The 16,622-nt window shown below is 68.3% G+C and carries 16 protein-coding genes; 6 read left to right on the top strand and 10 right to left on the bottom strand.

Annotated features, from left to right (window positions below; translation table 11 throughout):
- Entirely contained in the window at positions 1–1,131 is a 1,131-nt protein-coding gene (locus KY501_RS22580; RefSeq protein ID WP_224365307.1) for a tetratricopeptide repeat protein, read from the top strand.
- Between the two features lie 6 nt (positions 1,132–1,137).
- Here the strand turns inward: KY501_RS22580 and KY501_RS22585 are convergent, their stop codons facing one another.
- The 10 genes from KY501_RS22585 to KY501_RS22630 form a co-directional block, all read right to left on the bottom strand.
- Positions 1,138–1,509: a hypothetical protein gene (locus tag KY501_RS22585; protein ID WP_224365308.1), complete on the bottom strand. Its 372-nt coding sequence runs from the start codon at positions 1,507–1,509 to the stop codon at positions 1,138–1,140.
- Between the two features lie 184 nt (positions 1,510–1,693).
- On the bottom strand, positions 1,694–2,398 hold the full coding sequence (locus KY501_RS22590; protein ID WP_224365309.1) for an ABC transporter ATP-binding protein: 705 nt from the start codon (positions 2,396–2,398) through the stop codon (positions 1,694–1,696).
- Positions 2,395–3,144, bottom strand: a complete 750-nt coding sequence (locus KY501_RS22595; protein ID WP_224365310.1) for a tetratricopeptide repeat protein — start codon at positions 3,142–3,144, stop codon at positions 2,395–2,397. The genes KY501_RS22590 and KY501_RS22595 overlap by 4 nt, the downstream gene beginning before the upstream one ends.
- Positions 3,141–5,000, bottom strand: a complete 1,860-nt coding sequence (locus KY501_RS22600; RefSeq protein WP_224365311.1) for a BatD family protein — start codon at positions 4,998–5,000, stop codon at positions 3,141–3,143. The genes KY501_RS22595 and KY501_RS22600 overlap by 4 nt, the downstream gene beginning before the upstream one ends.
- A complete protein-coding gene (locus KY501_RS22605) occupies positions 4,984–5,925 on the bottom strand; it encodes a tetratricopeptide repeat protein (RefSeq protein ID WP_224365371.1) in 942 nt (313 codons plus the stop codon). The genes KY501_RS22600 and KY501_RS22605 overlap by 17 nt, the downstream gene beginning before the upstream one ends.
- Positions 5,926–5,972: 47 nt before the next feature.
- Positions 5,973–7,031: a VWA domain-containing protein gene (locus KY501_RS22610; protein WP_224365372.1), complete on the bottom strand. Its 1,059-nt coding sequence runs from the start codon at positions 7,029–7,031 to the stop codon at positions 5,973–5,975.
- Positions 7,031–8,041, bottom strand: coding sequence for a vWA domain-containing protein (locus tag KY501_RS22615; protein ID WP_224365312.1), 1,011 nt, complete (start codon positions 8,039–8,041; stop codon positions 7,031–7,033). The genes KY501_RS22610 and KY501_RS22615 overlap by 1 nt, the downstream gene beginning before the upstream one ends.
- On the bottom strand, positions 8,016–9,065 hold the full coding sequence (locus KY501_RS22620; RefSeq protein ID WP_224365313.1) for a BatD family protein: 1,050 nt from the start codon (positions 9,063–9,065) through the stop codon (positions 8,016–8,018). Before KY501_RS22620 ends, KY501_RS22615 begins: the two co-directional genes overlap by 26 nt.
- Positions 9,062–9,943, bottom strand: a complete 882-nt coding sequence (locus tag KY501_RS22625; RefSeq protein WP_224365314.1) for a DUF58 domain-containing protein — start codon at positions 9,941–9,943, stop codon at positions 9,062–9,064. Before KY501_RS22625 ends, KY501_RS22620 begins: the two co-directional genes overlap by 4 nt.
- Positions 9,944–9,975: 32 nt before the next feature.
- Positions 9,976–10,965, bottom strand: a complete 990-nt coding sequence (locus tag KY501_RS22630; RefSeq protein ID WP_224365315.1) for an AAA family ATPase — start codon at positions 10,963–10,965, stop codon at positions 9,976–9,978.
- A gap of 199 nt (positions 10,966–11,164) precedes the next feature.
- Between KY501_RS22630 and KY501_RS22635 the strand changes: the two genes are divergently transcribed.
- The 5 genes from KY501_RS22635 to KY501_RS22655 all read left to right on the top strand — a co-directional run bounded on the left by KY501_RS22635 (position 11,165) and on the right by KY501_RS22655 (position 16,491).
- Positions 11,165–12,067, top strand: coding sequence for an alpha/beta fold hydrolase (locus tag KY501_RS22635; RefSeq protein WP_224365316.1), 903 nt, complete (start codon positions 11,165–11,167; stop codon positions 12,065–12,067).
- Positions 12,068–12,234: 167 nt separating this feature from the next.
- Positions 12,235–12,981 (top strand): hypothetical protein, encoded by a 747-nt coding sequence (locus tag KY501_RS22640; protein WP_224365317.1) that lies wholly within the window; start codon positions 12,235–12,237, stop codon positions 12,979–12,981.
- Positions 12,982–13,103: 122 nt separating this feature from the next.
- Complete coding sequence (locus KY501_RS22645; protein ID WP_309242986.1) at positions 13,104–13,640, top strand: MarR family winged helix-turn-helix transcriptional regulator; 537 nt, start codon at positions 13,104–13,106, stop codon at positions 13,638–13,640.
- A 28-nt stretch (positions 13,641–13,668) separates the two neighbouring features.
- The gene (locus KY501_RS22650; RefSeq protein WP_224365318.1) at positions 13,669–14,919 is read left to right on the top strand and encodes an HlyD family secretion protein; all 1,251 of its coding nucleotides are present in this window, start codon (positions 13,669–13,671) and stop codon (positions 14,917–14,919) included.
- Between the two features lie 30 nt (positions 14,920–14,949).
- The gene (locus KY501_RS22655; RefSeq protein ID WP_224365319.1) at positions 14,950–16,491 is read left to right on the top strand and encodes a DHA2 family efflux MFS transporter permease subunit; all 1,542 of its coding nucleotides are present in this window, start codon (positions 14,950–14,952) and stop codon (positions 16,489–16,491) included.
- Positions 16,492–16,622 lie beyond the last annotated feature (131 nt).

A 16,622-nucleotide genomic window follows, 5' to 3' on the forward strand; every position in this document is an offset into this window, starting at 1 on the left:
ATGGCAGAAAACCTCGAATGTCCCGAGTGTCACGCGCCCATCGCACCGGATGACTTCCTGTGCGAGAGCTGCGAGCTGCTGCTCAACCCCCAGGTCGCCTCGGGCGAGTACGTCATCACCGATCCGTCCATCGTCCGCGCCCTGCTCTCTCCGCCCCAGCGCACCTCGTCGCGGGAGACGCCGGCCATCCCCCAGCGCGCCCTCGTGGACGACGCCGTCACCGTGCGCTTCAGCGTTCCGCTGGACGAGGACACGGTGCCCTACCTCATCGCGGGGCTCGACATCGCCCTCCAGCCGCTCCACCCCTTCGAGGCCTATGTCGCCTCCTTCATCGATGGGACGCAGACGGTGGCCGCCCTGGCTCGCGCCGCCCGGCTGCCAGTGATCGAGATCAAGGTGGTGCTCAAATCACTCTTCGATCTGCACCTCGTGGAGTTCCATCGCCAGCCCGCACCGCGCACTCCCGAGGATGCGTTGCCTCTCCTCAATGGCGCGGAGTTCCTCGCGGAGGAGACCGCGGCGGCCCGCGCTCCGGAGCCCATCCCGCAGCCGCCACCGCCTCCCCGCCCCGAGCCACCACCCCCGCGCAACCCGTTCGCCCTGGAGCCCCCGCCGGTCCGCCCCCCCGTGGCCACTCCGTCTCCCACGCGGAAGGCCTCTCTGCCCACCCCTCCGCCCATCGCCCCAGTGCACGTCGGCTCGCCTGCTTCCCGAGCTTCCGTTCCGACACCGCCTCCCGCCCGGCCGCCTTCCCGCTCCACACCCACGGTGGCTCCGCCCCAGCCCTCCAGCCCCCCTCGTTCCCAGGAGCGCAACGAGGAGTTCCTCCAGCGCGCGGTCCGGCTCGAACGCGAGGGACAGGTGGATCGAGCCATCGAGGTGCTCAAGCGCGGACTGGCTCGCTCCACTTCGCCCGCGCCGCTCTACAACAAGCTGGCGCTCATCCTCGTCAACCAGCGCAAGGACTTCATGCAGGCCGCGGAGCTGCTCGAGCGCGCCGTGCAGCTCGAGCCACACAACGCCGTCTTCCAGCAGAACCTGCTCAAGATCACCGCCATGGTGGCGAACACGCCCGGGCTCCATGACAAGAAGCCTCGTGGCACTCCGGGGCGCATCACCGGGCGAAGCTGAGTCCCCTCAGGGCAACAGCCCGTCCAGCAGCCGCTCCGCCTCTTCCAGCGAGAAGGCCAGGTGCGGCTCGTGCTGCATCTCCTTGCTGTCTCGCGCGAACTGGAGCGCCGTCTGCGTGGACCGGCCGACGATCCGCACCGCACGGCCGTACTTCCGCTCGCGCTGCGCCTCCAGGACGCGCTTGAGCTGGGCGGAGCCCTCCGGCCCCAGGGGCTCGGCCTGCGTCAGGTCCGAGACCACGTCGAACCCGGGCCGCAGCCGATCCATCTCCTTGATGATGGCGTCCGCGATGCTCCGAGCCTGTGCGTCATCGAGCCGGCCTTCAATCCGAATGAAGAGCCGATTCTTGCCAACATTGGCCTGAACGTCGACGACCACGTGCGGTGACCTCCCCGATGCGGGATGGCAGGCCCCCCAGAGCCCCCAGTAATCTACCTGCCCGGGGCATCTGTCAAACTGCCTGCCTGACCAGCCTGCATTTGAGCGCGGGGGATCACCACCGCCAGATCCAGCTGCTCGCACTGGAATTGCTGGACTGGCCACACGCAATGAGAGAGCGGCACTAATCCGGGACAACCCCAGGTACACCGCGAGTGGGCTCGTCTCCGATGATGGCTCCGTCCGCGAGCCGGAGGATGCGGTCTCCCACCTCCGCGGCGCGCGGATCATGGGTGACCATCACCACCGTGAGCTGGCGCTCCCGGGTGGCCTCGCGCAGCAGCCGGAGCACCTCCGCACCTGTCCTCGAGTCCAGGTTGCCCGTGGGCTCGTCGGCCAGCAGCAGGGCCGGCTCCGTCAGAAGCGCTCGCGCCACCGCCACCCGCTGCATCTCTCCCCCCGACAGCTCGTCCGGCCGGTGCTGGGAGCGGCCTCGCAGGCCCACCGTCTCCAGCAGGGACTCGGCCTTTGAGTGCAGCGCCTCGCGCGGACGGCCCGCAAGGAGCCCCGGCAGCATCACGTTCTCCACCGCGGTGAGCGTGGGCATCAGGTTGAAGAACTGGAAGACGAAGCCCAGCCGCTCGCGCCGGAACGTCGACAGCGCGGCGTCGTCCATCCGCGCCAGTTCCTGCCCGTCGATGCGGATGCTCCCACCCGAGGGCACGTCCAGCGCGCCGAGCAGATTGAGCAGCGTGCTCTTCCCCGAGCCCGAGGGCCCCATCACCGAGAGGAACTGTCCCCGAGGCACCGTCAGTGACACGCCCGCCAGCGCCCGAACCTCGGTGCGGCCCCGGCGGTAGACCTTGGTCGCCTGGTGGACTTCGATCATATCTCCGCCACGCCGTCGCGCTCCGTCCAGCCCTCCAGCCCGTTGGGGAGCCGGATGCGCACGTAGCGGCCCGTGTCCTCCAGCACGCGCACCTTCAGGCCGGCATGAACCTCGAAGAGCGACTTCGCATCGCTCTTGGGGAACTCGCGCGCCACCATCGTCGGGGAGAGCACCACCGCCTCATGCACCGTGCGCTCCACCCACGCGTGCGCTGCCAGCAGCGCGCCGGACGGGAGCGACGCCAGCAGCGCCAGCGCCGCGAGCACCGCCGCCCAGGTACGGCCGCCCGGCTTGAGGAACCGGAAGAGCAGCAACAGCCCGAAGCCCACCGCCCACGCGGCCAGGAACGCGACGCCGACGATGTCCCCCGGCGTGGCCTTCACCAGGCGCGTCAGGAAGTCCTCCTCCACCGCCGCGCCCTCCACCTTGTCCTTCTGCTGCGCCCGGGCGAGCGAGAGGTTGGCCTCGAGATCCGGCGCGCGGCCGCCCTGCTTCCAGGCCCGCTCGAACGCGAGCACCGCGCGGCCCAGGTCCCCCTGCGCCATGTACGTGGTGCCCAGGTTGTACTGCACGTCCGGACCGGCCTGGCCGTGGGAGATCAGCTTCTCGTAGCCCTCCTGCGCGGCCTTGTAGTCCTCACGGGTATAGGCCTCGTTGGCCTGGGTGAAGAGGGCCTGTGCCTCCTCGGGCGTGTAGTAGCCCTGGCCCAGCAGCGTGGTGACGAGGATCGCGGTGATGGCGCTCACTTCTCCCACCCCTCCATCACAGCCTCGGCTTCATCGAGGACCCGGTTGCGCTCGGACAGTTCCGAGCCTCCGCCAAAGCGCCCCATGTCACACGCCTCGAGCACGAAGAGCGTCCGCGAGCGCCGAGCGGGCTCCACTCCCGCCGCCGTCATCTTCTCGGCCAGCGCCTCTCGGGTGAGGCCCACCACGGGGATGTGCAGCCGGGCCTCCAGGAAGCCCGTCAGCGCCTTCTCCACCTCCGCATAGAAGGCACTGGTGCTGCCCTCGCCCACCAACTTCTCCGCCGCGGCCAGCCGCTTGCGCGCCGCCTTCGCCTGCTGCTTGGTGCGGCCCGCCTCCGTCTGCGTGGAGAGCCGCCCGCGCACCTGTCCCAGCAGCATCACCCCGAACAGCAGCCCCACCGGAGCCAGCACCGCCGGCAGGAAGAAGCCCTGCCGCCACAGCGGCGTCGAGGGCTCCACGAAGCGCGCCTGGTAGCGCAGCGGACGCAGGCCGCCCGCGGTGAGCACGTTCTTCTGCTCGTTGGCGGCATCCTGGAGCGGCGCGGGCGTCGGGCCCACCGAAGCCACTCCTCCTGCCCCGGCCTCCACCGTGATGGTGATCGGGTCCGTGCGCGACACGTCATATTCGCGGCGGCGCGGATCGAAGAAGGGGAACTCCATCGCCGGCAGCGTGAAGACGCCCGTGCGCTGCGGCATCACCAGGTACTCCTGCACCCGGCGGCCCTGGACCTTGTTCTTGTTGGGCGTGAGCCGATCCGTGGTGGTCGGATCATAGACCTTGAGCGCCGAGGGCGCCGTCAGCTTCGGCGGGGTGATGTTCTTCACGTTGCCGACGCCGTCGAGGATGACCTTCACGGTGATGGGCTGGCCCAATTCCACGCGCGTGGGAGTGACATCCATGGAGAGCTGCCAGCTGCCCACGTTGGCGGAGGCCATGCTCGCGGGCCCGCCCGGAGGCAGGGGCTTCACCTTCACCTTGAGCCCGTTGGACACGCGGTGCACCCGGTGGCCGGCGAAGAGGAAACCGGTGGTGATTTCCGCCTCCGCGGGGGTGATGGACAGCGTGCCCGACTTCACCGGGAACAGCGCCCGGCGGCGCAGCAGGTACGCGCGGTAGGGAATCCCGTTGACGACCTTCTGCTCCCCTGAGAGCTGCGTGGGGCTCTCGACGTCCTCGCTCCAGAAGCCCTCCAGCTTCGGCATCGTGACGGCGTCCACGCTGGACAGATCCACCCGCGAGTAGATGTAGAGCGACAACGTCGTCTGCTCGCCGATGAAGACCTCGTCCCGATCCAGGCTCTCACGCAGGAACAGGTCCGAGTCCCCGCGAGGAATGGTGGGTTCATCCGCCTCCTCGTCCATCTCCTCGAGGGGATCCATGGAGGGGAAGTTGCGGAACGGATCCGGCAGCGCCGGCCGCGTGGCCTGTCCCGGCGCAGGCCCCAGCCTTCCGGCCTTCACCGTCATCTCGATGGGCTCGGTGCGGTAGGTGCGCCCGGCGGTGATGAGCGCGGCGGGCGGAATGGTCAGCTTGCCCGGCCGCTTCGCCCGAAGGATGAGCAGGTGCTTGGTGATGTCCTGGATGACGGCGGGGCCGCCTCCCGACAGTTGGATGGAACGCTGGCTGCTCTGGGAACTGGAGAGGACATCGAAGTCCTTCGGGTTTGGCAGTTGCACCTGCGAGGACGGCGGCGCATCCACCGCCACCACCGTGAGGCGGAAGGTGTCCTCGGTGCCGACCTCGTTGCGGTCCACCGATTGATAGAACTCGATGTCCGCGGCCCACACTGGCGCCGAGGCCAGCAAGGCGAGGCCGGCGAGCAGCGCCGTCCAGCCGCTACCAGTCCTTCTCATTGGGCTTCCTCTGCTTCTTCTTCTGCTGGAAACGCCACAGCTGAAGATTCTTCTCGTTCTGCTTCATGGCATCCAGCAGGCGCTCCGCTTCCTGCCGGTCGATGTCCTCGGGGCTCACGCCCGCGTCCACCTCGGACTCCGTGCGCTCACCGGTCTCGCTGCCCCCGTCGGTCCCACCGTCCTGCCCCTCACCCTCACCTTCGCCCGAACCACCGTCGGAGCCACCATCCAGGCCGCCATCCCCCTGCCCATCCCCCTGCTGCCCGGCGTCCCCGCCGCCATCGCTCCCGCCATCACCGCCTCCGTCCGCTCCTCCGTCCGCCCCTCCGTCCGAGCCGCCATCGGAGCCACCATCCGGACCCCCATCGCCCTGCTGGCCTCCATCCGCGCCGCCGTCCGTGCCGCCATCCTTTGGCTGGCCACCGTCCTGGGGTTTGCCTCCATCCTGGCCCGCGTCGGGACGGCCTCCATCGTTACCTCCATCATTGCCGCCGTCCGAGCCTCCATCCGGACCGCCCTGCTGGGGCGGAGGAAGGTTGCGCAGCACCACCTCGTAGTTGTGGCGGGCCATCTCGTCGTTCGGGTCCAGCTTCAGGGCGCGCCGATACGACTGCAGCGCCTCCTTCCGCTCGCCCGCCTGCGCGTGGACGTTGCCCAGGTCGTACCAGGCCTTCTCCTGGAGGTCCGGCCGGTTGGACTCGGTGACGCGCCGGAAGGCCGCCTTCGCCTCCTCCGCCCGGCCAAGCTGGGCGAGCGCGACGCCGCGGTTGTACTCCACCGCTGGATCATCCGGCCGCTCCTTCTTCGCCTCCTCGAAGGCGGAGAGCGCGTCCTCGTACTTCCCCGCGTTGTACGCCGCGCGGCCCCTGGACACGAGCGGATGGTCCACCTCGAGTGGACCGGCCGCCCATGCTGGGGAGACCATCCCCACCACGAGCACCCACACCAGGACATGTCTGCCCAGGCCCTGGTTCACGACGCCCTCCTGCGCGAGGAAGGCACCAGCAGCATGCCTCCGGCCAGCAGCGCCAGACCCGCGATGGCGTAGTCCTGGAAGCGCTCGTCGTAGCGCACGGTGACGCGGCTCTCGAGCTCGCTCTTCTGCATCTTGTCGATGCGCTCCACCACCTGCCCCATGGCCACGCCGCGAGGCTGGAAGAAGAAGGAGCCGCCCGTGGCCTCGGCGATGGTCGTCAGCCCCGCGCGATCCAGGCGGGTGATGACCGTCTCTCCGTTGGTGTCCTTCTTGTAGTCCACGAACTCGCCGCGCCGGTTGTAGATGGGAATGGGCTCGCCGCTCTCCGAGCCGACACCGATGGCCAGCACCTGCACGTTGCCATCCTTGAGCTGCTCCACCGCCTCGTTGACCTCACCGAAGAGGTCCTCGCCATCCGACAGCAGGACGACGACGCGCTCCTTGGCGCCACGGTCCGCGTTGTCGAGCACCTGTTTGGCCAGCGTCAGCGCCGAGCCGATGTTGCTGCCTCCCTGCGGCATCTGTTCCGGATCCACGGCGCGGAGGAACAGCTTCACCGCCGAGTAGTCAGAGGTCAGCGGCGACTGGATGAAGGCATCTCCCGCGAAGACCACGAGCCCCACGCGGTCGCCCTTCAGCTCATCCAGCAACGTGGCCAGTTCGAGCTTGGCGCGCTCCAGGCGGCTGGGCTGGACGTCTCGCGCAAGCATGGACTTGGAGGCATCCAGCACCACCACCACGTCGATGCCCTTGCGCTTCGTCAGCTCGCTCTTGCTGCCGCACTGGGGCTGCGCGAGCGCGAAGCCGAAGAGCAGCAGCCCCAGCCCATAGAGGCCGCTCTGCACCGCCGGACGCCACTCGGAGACACCGGGCGCGAGCTTCGGCGACAGACGCTCGCTCAGCAGCGCACGCACCCGGGAGCGCCGGCGCAGCGCCAGCACCAGCGCCAGCGCGCCCAGCAACAGCCCTGCCGCGCACAGCCCCAGGAAGAGCGGCTGGGCCAGGCCCAGCTGGTAGCCGAGGAACGTGAATCGCCAGGGGCCCACGTTCGGAATCACGGGAAGACCCTCAGGAAGGTGGAGCGCAGGAGCAGCTCCAGCGCGGCCAGGCCGAAGGCCAGCAGCAGGAACGGGTGGTAGTCCTCGCGGTAGGTGGCCGACGCTCCGCCCTCCATCAGCTTGGAGCGCTCGAGAGAGTCCAGCACCTTCTGAAGGCCCTGCTTGAGGCCCTCGGGGTCCGTGGCGCGGTAGTACTCACCGCCGGTGCTCGAGGCGATGTCCTGCAGCAGCTCGGGGTTGATGGGGATCTCCGTCTCCCGCCACACCGTGTTGCCGAAGAGATCCTGCCCCTGCGGGAACGGCACCTTGCCGCCCTTGCCCACCAGGATGGTGTAGATGGGGATCTTCAGGGACTTCGCCATCGCGGCGGCATCCAGCGGAGCGATCTTCCCCGCGTTGTTGTCGCCGTCGGTGATGAGCACTACCACGCGGCTCTTCGCCTCGGAGTCCCTCAGGCGGTTGAGCGAGGTGGCCAGCGCGTCGCCAATCGCGGTGCCGTCCTCCAGCACGCGGGTGCGCAGTTGCTTGAGGACCTCGCGCAGCACGCCGTAGTCCAACGTGAGCGGGGCCTGGGTGTAGGCGGCGCCCGCGAACACCACCAGGCCGATGCGGTCGTTGATGCGGTTGGCGATGAAGTCCGAGAGCACCTCCTTGGCCACGAAGAGGCGGTTCTGCGGCCGGAAGTCACCGGCCTCCATGGAGGTGGAGAGGTCCAGCGCGACGACGATGTCGATGCCCTCGACGTTGAGATCCTTCACGCGCGAGTCGCGGACCTGGGGCCGGGCGATGGCGATGATGGCCGCCGCCACCGCGATGACGCGCAGCAGGGGCAGCACGGGGAGCAGGTAGGTGCGCAGGCCTCGGCCCTGCTGGAGGAAGACGTGGGCCGCGGAGAAGCGCAGCACCGCGCGGCGGCGGCGCTCGCGCCATGCCTGGAACAGCAGCACGGGCACCAGCAGGAGCCCCCAGAGCGCCTGGGGGCTATGAAACGCGAGATCCAGGGGCATTGGGCGGAGGTGTGGGAGCCGCGGGAGCGGGCGGGACGTAGGTCTTCTCGACGAGCTCGTAGCCGAAGGCGATGGACTGCGAGCAGGACTCCGGGGAGGCCTCGGCCTTGGCGTACTTCACCAAGTCCGACTCGGAGACGAAGCGCATCAGCTTTTCCTCGGGGAGCCCCGGCGTGCGCAGCTTGCGCAGCGAGGCGATCAGCTCGGAGCTGGTGCACTCCAGGGCCTCGAAGCCGTAGCGCTCGCCGAGGTAGCCGCGGATGATCTCCGAGAGGCGGAAGTAGAAGTCCTTCACGTGGCCGTGGGCGGGCAGGTCCTCAGCCTTGAGCTTGTCGAGCGCCTCGAGGGTGCGGACATTGAGCGGGGCCAGTGGCTTGACGACGGCGACCTGGGCACGCGGGCGACGCAGCCACTTCACCACGGCCCAGCCGATGAGCCCCACCGCGATCAACCCGAGCAGCACATAGAGGAGCCGCCACGAGCGGATGGGGACCTCGGTGGGCGGCTGGTAGTCGAGGAGGTTGGCGCCCTCCTTGTCCGCATCCTTCGGGAGCGTGGGCAGCACCTCCACCTGCATGCCGGGCACGGCGACGGTCTGCGTCACTCCCGGGGCAGTGAGCTCGAAGACGAGTTCCGGGAGCGTGAGCTGGCCCAGCTCGAAGGCGGACATCTTCAGGGTGAAGGTCGTCACCGAGCCATTCGCCCCATCGATGCGCTGGCGGGACTGCTCGACGATCTCGAACTGCTCCAGCTCCTTGGGCTGCACCAGCTCGAAGCGCTGGTCCTTGGCGTGCGTGAGGGTGATCTCGTAGACGAAGGGATCGCCGATGCGCGTCTGCTGCGGGACGACGCGGCCCTTCACGTCCCAGGGCTCCACCTTCGCGGCGTCGCTCCCTGCATCGGGGACGCCTCCGTCCAGCACCTTGGGGATGAGAGACGTGGCCTCCGCGTTGTCCGCCGAGCGAGAGCCACCACCACAGGCGGCCAGCCCGAGCACGAGCGCAAGGAAGAGCAGCCGCCTCATGCCGCCAACCTCCGGGCCCGTGCGCGGAAGAACTGCGCGAGCGCCTTGCCGTGATCATCCCCGGCGCGCAGCTCCACGTGGTCGAGCTCCAGCTTCTTGAAGAGCTTCAGGCGCTCCTGGCGCTGGGCCTGCATGGCGCGAGAGAAGCGGCCGCGGATGCGCGGATCGCTGGTATCCACGATGAAGCGATCGCCCGTCTCGGGATCCTCCATCTCCACCAGCCCGAGCTTGGGGAACTGCACCTCCATGGGGTCGGCGATGACGACGGGTACGAGGTCATGCTTGCGGCCGACGAGCCGGAGCGGCTTCTCGTAGTCGCGGGCGATGAAGTCGGAGATGAGGAACGTCACGGCCTTCCGCTTGGCCACCTGGCGCAGGTACGTGAGGCCCGAGCCCAGATCCGTACCACGGCCCTTCGGCTGGAAGGTGAGGATGTCGCTGATGAGCCGCAGAACGTGCGAGCGGCCCTTGCGCGGCGGAACCACCTTCTCCACCCGATCCGAGAAGAGGATGAGCCCCACGCGGTCATTGTTGGCGATGGCGCTGAAGGCGATCTGCGCGGCGACCTCGGCGGCGATCTCGGCCTTGCTGCGCTCGTGCGAGCCGAACTCCTTGGAGGCCGACACGTCCACCACGAGCATCACCGTGAGCTCGCGCTCCTCGGTGAAGACCTTGACGTAGGCCTCGTTCATGCGCGCGGTGACGTTCCAGTCGATGATGCGGATCTCGTCACCGGCCTGGTACTGGCGGACTTCGGAGAAGGCCATGCCGCGGCCCTTGAAGACCGAGTGGTACTGGCCCGCGAGCATGTCCGAGACCACCTTGCGGGTCCGGATCTCCAGCTTGCGGATGCGGCGGATGAGGTCCTTCGGGAGCACGGGGCGCTCGGGGGCTCGGACGCGGGGTGGGGTTAGGGCACTTCGACGCGATCGAAGACGCGCTGGATGATCTTCTCCGACGACAGCTCCTCGGCTTCGGCCTCGTAGGTGACGCTGACACGGTGGCGGAGCACGTCGTAGGCCACGGCCTTCACATCCTCCGGAGTGACGAAGCCGCGGTGGCGCAGGAAGGCGTGGGCGCGAGCGGCCTGGGCCAGGGCGATGGTGGCGCGCGGGCTGGCGCCGAACTGGATGTAGTCGGCGAGATCCTTGAGGCCGTACTTCTGGGGCTCGCGCGTGGCGAACACGACGTTGAGGATGTACTCCTTCACCTTCTCATCCATGTAGATGGCGTGGACGAGCTCGCGCGCCTTGGTGATGTGGTCCAGGCTGATGACCTTGGTGGCGCGCGGAGAGGAGCCGCCGGACATGCGGTCCATGATGACCTTCTCCTCGTCGCGCGTGGGGTAGCCCACCTTCACCTTGAGCATGAAGCGGTCCACCTGGGCCTCGGGCAGCGGATAGGTGCCCTCCTGCTCGATGGGGTTCTGGGTGGCGAGCACCAGGAAGGGCGCGGGCAGCGGGAAGGTCTGGTCGCCGATGGTCACCTGGCGCTCGGCCATGGCCTCGAGCAGGGCGGACTGGACCTTGGCGGGAGCGCGGTTGATTTCGTCCGCGAGGACGATGTTGGCGAAGATGGGGCCCTTGCGGACGGTGAAGTTGGCCGCCTGCTGGTTGTAGATCATCGTGCCCACCAGGTCGGCCGGGAGCAGATCCGGCGTGAACTGGATGCGCATGAAGGTGGCGCTGAGCGCGTCGGAGACGGTGCGCACCGTGAGCGTCTTGGCCAGGCCCGGCACGCCCTCGAGGAGGACGTGGCCATTGCAGAGCAGGCCAATGAGGATGCGCTCGAGCATGTAGCGCTGGCCGACGATGACCTTGCCGGTCTCCTGGTTGAGGAGTTCGACGAAGCTGCTTTCCTGCTGCACCCTCTCGGTGAGCGCGCGGATGTCCGTGTTCATGTCCCCTCTGGGCGAAACAGCCGGAAACGGCCGGCCAGACTAGGTTTTCAGGGCGACCGGCTCAACACCGCAGAATGAGGGACATTCCGGTAAGGTGCGTCTGTCCCCCTTCCGGAGACCCCATGCCCGTGTGTAGTCGGCCGTTCGCCCCGCTGTATCCCACATCCTGGAAGAAGGGTTCCAGGGGGGTGGGTCGGGCGTGAACCCGAACGTTCCGGGGCCCGTGGAGGCCCATATCCTGGCGCAGTTGGGCCCGGTGGTGGAGGCGAGCCTGTACGAGCTGCCGGGTGGCGGAGTGCTCCGGGCGTTGGAGGGAGGCGAGGGGCCTCCGGTGGTGCTGCTGCACGGGCGGGGACACGCGGCATCCATGTGGTTCTCCTACCTCACGGTGCTGGCGCGGGGGCGGAGGGTGGTGGCGTTGGATTTGCCGGGGTTCGGGCTGTCGTCGGCGCCCGGGGGTCCGCTGCGGACGGCGGAGGACGGGCTGCGGTTCTTCACCGATCCGGTGGAGGAGCTGCTGCTGGCGATGAAGGCGGGGCCGGTGGCGGTGGTGGGGCACTCGCTCGGGGGGTTGGTGGCGTTGGAGCTGGCGCTGCGGGGGAAGGTGCCCATCGAGCGGCTGGTGCTGATCGATGCGATGGGGCTGGGGCCGGAGATGAAGCCGCTGGCGCGGGCGTTCTTCCGGACCGGGCCGGAGCGGTTGGCGCGGGTGCTGGGGCAGGAGCTGTTCGATCGATTGCTGCCGCCACCGGAGACGCCGCTGGGCCGGAGGCTGGGGGCGCTCGGGTATGAGCTGCTGGCCGTGCCTGGGGGGCGGCCGCGTGCGACGCGAGCCTTCGACACGCTGGTGCCGATGGTGGGCGAGGTGTTCCACCGGTTGGAGCAGCTCGATTCGGTGAGGCAACCGGTGCTGCTGGTGTGGGGAGAGAAGGAGGATGCCCTGCCCGTGTCTCTGGCGGTCGAGGCTGCGAACCGGCTGCCCGAGGTGCGCCTGCTGCGCGTGGTGGCCGGGCACAGCCCTCATCTGGAACGACCGGAGGTGGTACTGCCGGCGCTCAGGGCGTTCCTCGACGACGCGCCTCAGCAATCGACAGCCGTTTGATCATGAAACTCTCCTTGGCGCGCCACCCTCTTCCTGAGCCCCACATGCTCCGCACGCTCTGCCTTACCCTGCTCTCCCTCTCCCTCGCGTGCAGCGCACACTCGAGTTCCAACCCCACTCAGCCAACGCCTGCCTCGGGACCTGTGTCGAAAGAGGAACTGGCGCGCGTGCGCCAACGTGCCGAGTACATCCAGGCCTCCGAGCGCGCCTCCATCCGCGCCACGGATCTCCTCCTTGAGAGGAAGGACCTCGACACGAGCAAGCTGCAACGGTTCCTCACCGTCCCTCGTGAGGGCTTCTGGTACGCGCTGTTCGGCCACTTCACGGAAGAAGAGACGTTCGTCCCTGCCTACGCGTACCGAGCACCTCTCTCCGAACCCGAGCAGATGGAGAGCGTCACCGTGGAATCACTCCCGGGAGACTTCAGCCCCGCGGCCCGAGCGGCGAAGAAGGCCGTAGAAGTCACCGCGAAGATCCACCAACGGGGGCAGGTCAACCCGGTGGTGCTCGAGGAAGCAGATGAACTCACCCTCTATGTCATGCAGGGAAGCCACGTCGCGGGAGTCACCATCCTCGGAGGCGACTTCCGATTCCGCTTCAGCCAGGACGGACGCACGATTCTCGAGCAAACCCCACTGCACCAGGGGCTGATCAGCGTGGACGTACGCGTGCGGCACGACGAGTACGCGGGAGCCATGCACACCCATGTGCTCTTCCCAGGCCCCCTCGAGACCGAGCTGGCCATGCTCATGCTCTTCCCCGAGATGCAGGTCCTCTATGTGGGGGACCCGCGCACGGGCTTTGTCTACCAACTCCTCCCGGATGGAACGATCGAGACGCTGAGCCTGGACGAGTTCGAGAAGCGCCAGAGGCCCCCAGGCCCGCCCCCGCATCCAGAGAGCACCCAGCTCTAATCGGCCCGTCTCCCCTCCTTCGAGGCCAACCACCTGTTTTCTGGGGGTCTTTGGATCTGCAAATAGTCAGGCCCCAAATCATGTGTTGCCAAAATAGTCAGGGGCCTTATTAAGTGGGCCGCGTGACGACTCGATCTCCCCCGCGCCTGAAGCCTCCCGCGCCCCGCTATGAGCGGATGCAGCGGCTTGCGCAGCGCTTCCCGGACCTGGACGCCAGCGCCATCGAGACGTGTCTGGCCATGCTGCGCACCTCGCAAGAGCTGAGGGAAGCCTACGACTCCCACTTCACGCGTCACGGCCTGTCCCAGGGCCGCTTCGTGGTGCTCATCCATCTGCTCTACGCGGAGGATGCCACCAGCGGAGGGCTCAGCCCCGCGGAGCTGGCCGACAGCTCCGAGTGCACCCGCGCCACCATGACGGGGCTGTTGGACACGCTGGAGGACAGCGGCTTCATCTCCCGCCAGGACCATCCCGAGGATCGCCGGATGTACACGGTGCACCTCACCCCCAAGGCGCACGCGTTCCTCCAGGAGATGCTGCCGGATCACTTCCGCCGCATCTCCGCGCTGATGACGCCGCTGAGCCAGTCCGAGCGCGACACCCTGCAAGAGCTCCTCAAGAAAGTGTCCTCGGGCATCCCCGCCCTGAGAGACCCCTGATTCCTCTCGAACCCTTCACTCCTTCCATATGACGACCCAAACAGCCTCTGCTCCCAACCTCCCCACTCCTCCCTCTGTCGGCGCTGCCTCCCAGAGCCCCGCCGCGGCTGCCCCGCGCTCGCGCGCGAAGATCGTCCTGCCCGCCATCCTGGGGGTGGCGGTGCTCGGCGCCGGCGTGCACTACCTGCTCACCTACGGCCGCGAGACGACCGATGACGCCCAGCTCGAGGGGCGCGTCGCCAACGTGTCGCCGCGCGTGGCCGGCCAGGTGGCCAAGGTGCTCGTGCAGGACAACCAGCTCGTCCACGCGGGGGACGTGATGGTGGAGCTCGATGTGAAGGACCTCAACGCGAAGCTGGATGTGGCTCGCGCGGACGTGCTCAGCGCCGAGGCGCAGCTGGCCTCCGCGCAGTCCCAGCTGGCGCTCACCGAGGCGACCGTCGGCGCCAACCTCCGCCAGGCCAAGGCCGGCGTGACGCAGGCCTCGAGCGGCATCAGCTCCTCGAAGGCCGCGCTCGATCAGGCCCGTGCGGACGTGGCCGCCGCCGAGGCCCGCTTCAAGCTGGCCGAGACGGACCTGGGGCGCGTGAAGCAGCTCACCGAGCAGGGCGCGCTCTCCCCCGCGGACCTGGACACGCGTCAGGCCACCTATGATCAGACTCGCGCGCAGTTGGAGCAGGCCCGTGCGCGGCTGACCTCCACCGAGGCCGGCATCGAGAACTCCTCCGGAGGCCTGGAGGCGGCGCAGGGCCGGCTGGTGGCCGCGGAGGCGGGACCGGCCCAGGTGCAGGCCGCCCAGGCCGCAGTGAAGCTCGCCGACGCGAAGCTGCAGCAGGCCAAGGCCGCGCTGGAGCTGGCGGAGCTGGCCGTCTCGTACACCCAGGTCCGTGCTCCGGTGACGGGCCAGGTGAGCCGCCGCACCGTGGAGGTGGGGCAGATGGTGGGCCCCGAGCGTCCGCTGATGGCGATCGTCCCCCAGGATGACGTGTGGGTGGTGGCCAACTTCAAGGAGGATCAGGTGGGTGAGATGCGCGCGGGCCAGCCGGTGGACGTCAAGGTCGACGCCTTCTCCGGACACCACCTCAAGGGCCACGTGGACAGCCTGGCCGGCGCCAGTGGGGCTCGCTTCGCGCTGCTGCCTCCGGACAACGCCTCGGGCAACTTCGTGAAGGTGGTGCAGCGCATCCCCGTGCTCGTGCGCCTGGACGAGAAGCCGTCCGAGCTGCCGCTCAAGCCCGGCATGAGCGCCGTGGTGACGGTCGACATGAGGGGCCACTAGCCCTCCGGGGCGTTGGGCTCGAGGCGCACCATGCAAGAGACCATCACCGGCTCGAAAGCCGGCATCACCATCGCCGCCATGGCCGCGGCGCTGATGGCGGTGCTCGACATCTCCATCGTCAACGTGGCGCTGAGCGACATCCGCGCCAGCTTCGGCACGCCGCTGGATCAGATCGCCTGGGTGTCCACCGGCTACATGATGGCCAACGTGGTGGTCATCCCGATGACGGGCTGGCTCCAGCGGCGGTTCGGCTTCCGGAAGTACTTCACCTTCTCCGTGCTGATGTTCACCGCGGCCAGTCTGCTGTGCGGGCTGTCGTGGAACCTCACCTCACTGGTGCTGTTCCGCATCCTGCAGGGCATGGGCGGTGGCGCCATCATCCCCACCGCGCAGTCGCTGCTCTTCGCCCGCTACCCGCGCGAGGAGCACGGCATGGCGGGCGCGCTCTTCGGCCTGGGCGCGGTGACGGGGCCGCTGCTGGGGCCCACCGTGGGCGGGTTGCTCATCGACGCGGCCAGCTGGCACTGGGTGTTCATCATCAACCTGCCGGTGGGCCTGTTCGCCGCGTACATGGCGTGGCGCCACATCGAGCAGAAGAACTTCACGCCCTCCAACGAGCCGGTGGATCGCTACGGCATCGCCCTGTTGGCGGTGGGCATGGCCTCGCTCCAGTACGTGCTGGAGGAGGGCAACCGCGAGGACTGGTTCGACAGCCGCACCATCACCGTGCTCGCGGTGATCGCCGCCGCGGCGCTCATCACCTTCATCGTCCACGAGTTGGAGACGCCACGGCCCGTGGTGGACTTGAGGGTGTTCGGCAACCGCTCATACACAGCGGCCACCGGGGTGAACTTCCTCATCGGCACGGCGCTGTTCTCGGGCAGCTTCCTCTACAGCCTCTTCTGCGGCACGGTGATGAGGTACTCGGCGCTGGACATCGGACTGCTCTTCCTCAAGGGCAGCGCCATCCAGATCGCCATCATGCCCCTCATCGGCCGGTTCGGTAACAAGCTGGACCCGCGGATGATGGTGGCCTTCGGCATCCTGGGCATGAGCCTGTCGCTCTTCGTGAATGGCCACCTCACCAACCGGTTGGACGAGGGCTCACTCATCCTCCCCATCTTCATCCGCGCCTGCTCCATGGGCTTCATCTTCGTGCCCATGTCGGTGATCGCGCTCAGCGACCTGAAGCCCGAGCAGCGAGGCAACGCGGCGGGCCTCTTCAACCTCACCCGCGAGTTGGGAGGCTCCATCGGCACCGCGTGGATGAGCAGCGCGCTCAGTCGCTCCACCCAGCTGAACACCACGCTGCTCTCCTCGCATGTGGACGTCTACAGCCAGGTGACGCAGGAGCAACTCGCCGGGCTCCAGGGCCAGGTCGCCGGGCGGGTGTTCGACTCCATCAGCGCCGCCTACGGCATCATGAACCTGCGCATCAGTACCCAAGCGCTGGTGCGGGCCTTCAACGCCAACTTCACCATGCTGGCCGTTCTCTTCGTGTGTGCGCTGGCGCTGGTGCTGCTGCTCAAGCGGCCCAGCCCCCACATGAAGGCGGATCCGGCGGCTCACTGAGCGGGCTCCAGATATGAAAAAGCGCGGAAGGAGCGGCCCCTCCTTCCGCGCTTCTGCCCCCCCAGACTGCAGTGCGCCTATTTGAGGAGGCGCATGGTCTTTAATGATGCGGGTTTCGTGCCAGCCCCTGG

It is taken from the genome of Hyalangium versicolor, from assembly GCF_020103695.1.
GTDB lineage: Bacteria > Myxococcota > Myxococcia > Myxococcales > Myxococcaceae > Hyalangium > Hyalangium versicolor.

Bases quoted from the DNA above. Each gene is read 5' to 3' on its own strand.
- KY501_RS22620 (WP_224365313.1), bottom strand. From the start codon at position 9,065: ATGAGGCGGCTGCTCTTCCTTGCGCTCGTGCTCGGGCTGGCCGCCTGT.
- KY501_RS22605 (WP_224365371.1), bottom strand. From the start codon at position 5,925: ATGGTCTCCCCAGCATGGGCGGCCGGTCCACTCGAGGTGGACCATCCG.
- KY501_RS22655 (WP_224365319.1), top strand. From the start codon at position 14,950: ATGCAAGAGACCATCACCGGCTCGAAAGCCGGCATCACCATCGCCGCC.
- KY501_RS22600 (WP_224365311.1), bottom strand. From the start codon at position 5,000: ATGAGAAGGACTGGTAGCGGCTGGACGGCGCTGCTCGCCGGCCTCGCC.
- KY501_RS22580 (WP_224365307.1), top strand. From the start codon at position 1: ATGGCAGAAAACCTCGAATGTCCCGAGTGTCACGCGCCCATCGCACCG.
- KY501_RS22650 (WP_224365318.1), top strand. From the start codon at position 13,669: ATGACGACCCAAACAGCCTCTGCTCCCAACCTCCCCACTCCTCCCTCT.
- KY501_RS22590 (WP_224365309.1), bottom strand. From the start codon at position 2,398: ATGATCGAAGTCCACCAGGCGACCAAGGTCTACCGCCGGGGCCGCACC.
- KY501_RS22630 (WP_224365315.1), bottom strand. From the start codon at position 10,965: ATGAACACGGACATCCGCGCGCTCACCGAGAGGGTGCAGCAGGAAAGC.
- KY501_RS22615 (WP_224365312.1), bottom strand. From the start codon at position 8,041: ATGCCCCTGGATCTCGCGTTTCATAGCCCCCAGGCGCTCTGGGGGCTC.